Below are 3,337 nucleotides of genomic sequence, written 5' to 3'. Positions count from 1 at the left end.
CTTTCTTGAATTCCTATTATTCTATCAGCTTTTATACCAAACTTATCGTTCTTCTTTATATGAATCTAATTTTTTAAATCCATTTATTGCATATCTTCCTTGCTTTGCATTTATGCAACGGCCTTTCATATATGTTTCTTTCTGCTTATTATGCAATGGTCTTAATAATACATTTTGCACTTCTATCGCATCCTAATGAGTAGTGGGAAGGTTTGCTTGATGATAAGGATGCGCTAGATGTGCACTCACTCGATTCAGCTACTTTGTCTTATGGTAGCACGTATAAATAGAATACGCAACTAGTAGTTTTATTTACTACTATAAGAAGTAATTGAGTAATTTGAAATTATTATTTTGTTTACTTGTGTTTTGCAAAGCATTATATTCGTCGCTATATTTGTCAGAATGAAATAATAAATACGCGATGTTTGCTTCTTTAAGTGAAAATTTTATAAAAGCTCTTGATAAAATTAAGCGCAAAGGAACCATATCAGAAGATGATTTAGAAGGGGCTCTGCGTGAAATAAGAATATCTATGCTCGAGGCTGATGTTGCACTAAGCGTAACTAAAGAGTTTATAAAAAATGTAAAAAATAAAGCCATTGGACAGGAGGTTGTTAATAGTGTAACGCCTGGGCAAATGATAGTGAAGATTGTTCATGATGAATTAAAAAACATTTTAGGAACGGACGAGCAAGATATTAACTTGAAAGTGTCGCCCCCTGCGGTGATAATGTTAGTTGGATTACAAGGTGTGGGTAAGACAACAACAGCTGTTAAGTTAGCAGTATATCTAAGAAAAAAATTAAAGAAGAAAGTATTGCTTGCATCATTGGATACATATAGACCAGCTGCTCAAGAACAACTTGAGACACTTGGTAAGCAAGTCTCCATTGATACTCTTCCTATTATTTATGAACAATTTCCTCTGGATGTTGCTAAAAGAGCACTACAAGAAGGTAAAGCAGGATTATATGACCTAATAATTCTGGATACGGCAGGTAGATTGCACACTGATGAAAAATTAATAGATGAAATCATTTCTATAAAACGTGTTACTAGTCCTATTGAAACCTTATTAGTAGCAGATTCTATGGCGGGACAAGATGCGGTAAGCAGTGCTAAGCAATTTCACGATTCAGTAAATTTAACGGGGATTGTATTGACTAGGATTGATGGTGATTCAAGGGGTGGAGCGGCACTAAGCATAAAATATATCACAGGATGCCCTATCAAATTTATCGGGCATGGAGAAAAAATATCTGATTTGGAAAAATTTTATCCTGAAAGAATTGCATCTAGAATTCTTGATATGGGAGATGTTGTTACTTTAGTTGAAAAAGCTATAGATGCAGTAAATGAAGAGGACGTAGAACAGCTAGCTAGAAAAATGCAAAAGGGCAAATTCGATATGGAAGATTTAAAGAAACAGCTCGGTAATTTAAAAAAAATGGGGGGAATATCTTCAATTATGGGTATGCTACCTGGTTTTAAGGGAATTAAGCAAGCTTTGGGTTCAGATAAATTTGATAAAAGTGTTATAATCAGACAAGAGGCAATAATAGACTCTATGACAAAAAAAGAGAAAATGTACCCCAAAATAATGAATGCATCAAGGAAGAATAGAGTTGCCAAGGGAGCTGGGGTTACTGTTCAAGATATTAATAAATTGTTGAAACAGTTTTTAGAAATGCAAAAAATGATGAAGAAAGTAAGTAATTTGGACGAAAGAAATTTAAGAAAATTTGAAAATATGGTAAATAATAAATATAAGAACAATATTTCATGAAAAATCTGAAAGATGATCAAAAAATAAAAAGGCTATCTGAAGCTTTGAGAGCAAATCTTAAGAGAAGAAAATCAAAGAATAAAAAAGAAAACAGTGAGAAAATTATGAAAAATAAAACTACTAAGTTAGCTGTGATATTAATCTTGTCAGCTATATTGATATCATGTGGTAAAAAAACGGAAAGAGTAGGCTATTTTTTAAGTAAGGAAAAGCTGGATACTATAAAAATCAATCAAACTTCTGAGCAAAATCTTCTAAATGCTTTAGGAGAACCTACCACTAAATCAAGTTTTGGTCCAAAGATTTATTATTATATGGAAGGCCAATATGAACAAGTTGCATTTTTTTATCCAAAATTAAAGGAACAAAAAATTGTCGCCATAGAACTGGATGCAAAAAATATAATCAAAAAAATAACAGTATATGATTCAAAAGATGCAAATGTTTTGAATTATGATTCAGATCAAATCGTGATAAAAGGAAATGAAATTGGTGTACTAGAGCAATTTGCAAGCAATATAGGTAAATTCAGTTCAAAAGCTCAAAAGGGTGGCGCAAATTGATTTTTAAGTTTGATATGAGATTAATATATAATATTAATGATAGTAATATTTAGTAAAAATACTTACTTAGAGCAAGCTTTAAGAAATTTACAGATGTATCAAAGCTTAAAGATTGTAACAACACAGGACAAAAAACAATTAGAGGAAGAAGGTAGGATTTGTATACTAGAAGAGGTTGCGAGCTTTAATAATCAATATAAAATTTGCATTTCTATATCAAAAGCAGGGGGCGCAGATTTAACAAAACCTTTTCATATCTCATGTTTAAATCTTCTTATTATTAAATGCTTAGCAAAAATAAATAATTATATATTTCCCGATAAATTTTCTTTTTTCTACAATGAGAGATTATTAATTAATAATGATGAAAAAACTGTTAAATTGACCGAAAAAGAAGCTGGCTTGCTAAATTTTATTTTAAAAAGTCCAATTTTTACTGTTAACAAAATCGAGGTTCTTGATAAATTATGGGGATACGATATTACTTCAGAAACATTAACTATTGAAACACATATTTATCTTTTAAAAGCAAAATTCAAAAAGCTTGGTTTCAAGAATGTATTGTCAATTGAGAAAGATAAAATTAATTTCAGCATTTAAATTTGGCATGTTAATTGCTCATAGATTGTATGCACTAATAATGTAAATATAAATGGCAGAAGCATCTATACAAATTAACCGACTAAGCTCAAACGCACATAGTGCGCAAAAGGCTTGTTTAAATTCACCGAGTGGTAGTCATGATACTGGTGCCAATTTTGATAAAATATTGCAAAATATAAGTGCGCCTACTACTAGCACATCTACTAAAATTAGTCAGAATGAAAATAATGTGCGCCGTGCATGATGTAAGAGTAAAGGGTTCAAGTCCCTCATGGGCTGATATAGAGCTGTCCATTAGCTGAGGCAAGGTTAACTTCGTGAGGAGTTGGCGGAAGGAAGCTGACGGCAAAGTAAGGCTGAGACGAACAGAAACTTGGTAGTA

The 3,337-nt window shown here is 31.7% G+C and carries 5 protein-coding genes; 3 read left to right on the top strand and 2 right to left on the bottom strand.

The genetic code is table 11. From position 1 onward, the window contains the following. Positions 1 to 42: 42 nt before the first annotated feature. Positions 43 to 180 (bottom strand): hypothetical protein, encoded by a 138-nt coding sequence (locus tag L8D11_RS04365; protein ID WP_236870455.1) that lies wholly within the window; start codon positions 178 to 180, stop codon positions 43 to 45. 244 nt (positions 181 to 424) lie between these two features. Between L8D11_RS04365 and ffh the strand changes: the two genes are divergently transcribed. From ffh to L8D11_RS04350, 3 genes are read left to right on the top strand one after another with little or no spacing between them, the layout of a single operon-like run. Beyond that, the gene (gene ffh / locus L8D11_RS04360) at positions 425 to 1,789 is read left to right on the top strand and encodes a signal recognition particle protein (protein WP_236870454.1); all 1,365 of its coding nucleotides are present in this window, start codon (positions 425 to 427) and stop codon (positions 1,787 to 1,789) included. Continuing rightward, positions 1,786 to 2,352, top strand: coding sequence for an outer membrane protein assembly factor BamE domain-containing protein (gene bamE, locus L8D11_RS04355; protein WP_236870453.1), 567 nt, complete (start codon positions 1,786 to 1,788; stop codon positions 2,350 to 2,352). Before ffh ends, bamE begins: the two co-directional genes overlap by 4 nt. 36 nt (positions 2,353 to 2,388) lie before the next feature. Further along, complete coding sequence (locus L8D11_RS04350; RefSeq protein ID WP_236870452.1) at positions 2,389 to 2,952, top strand: winged helix-turn-helix domain-containing protein; 564 nt, start codon at positions 2,389 to 2,391, stop codon at positions 2,950 to 2,952. A gap of 124 nt (positions 2,953 to 3,076) precedes the next feature. Here the strand turns inward: L8D11_RS04350 and L8D11_RS04345 are convergent. Further along, the coding region (locus L8D11_RS04345; RefSeq protein WP_236870451.1) for a hypothetical protein at positions 3,077 to 3,337 on the bottom strand (261 nt) is incomplete at its 5' end.

This window comes from Candidatus Bandiella numerosa, from assembly GCF_021811875.1.
In the GTDB taxonomy this organism is placed as follows: domain Bacteria; phylum Pseudomonadota; class Alphaproteobacteria; order Rickettsiales; family Midichloriaceae; genus Aquirickettsia; species Aquirickettsia numerosa_A.
This window is presented reverse-complemented; position numbering and strand designations above follow the sequence as displayed.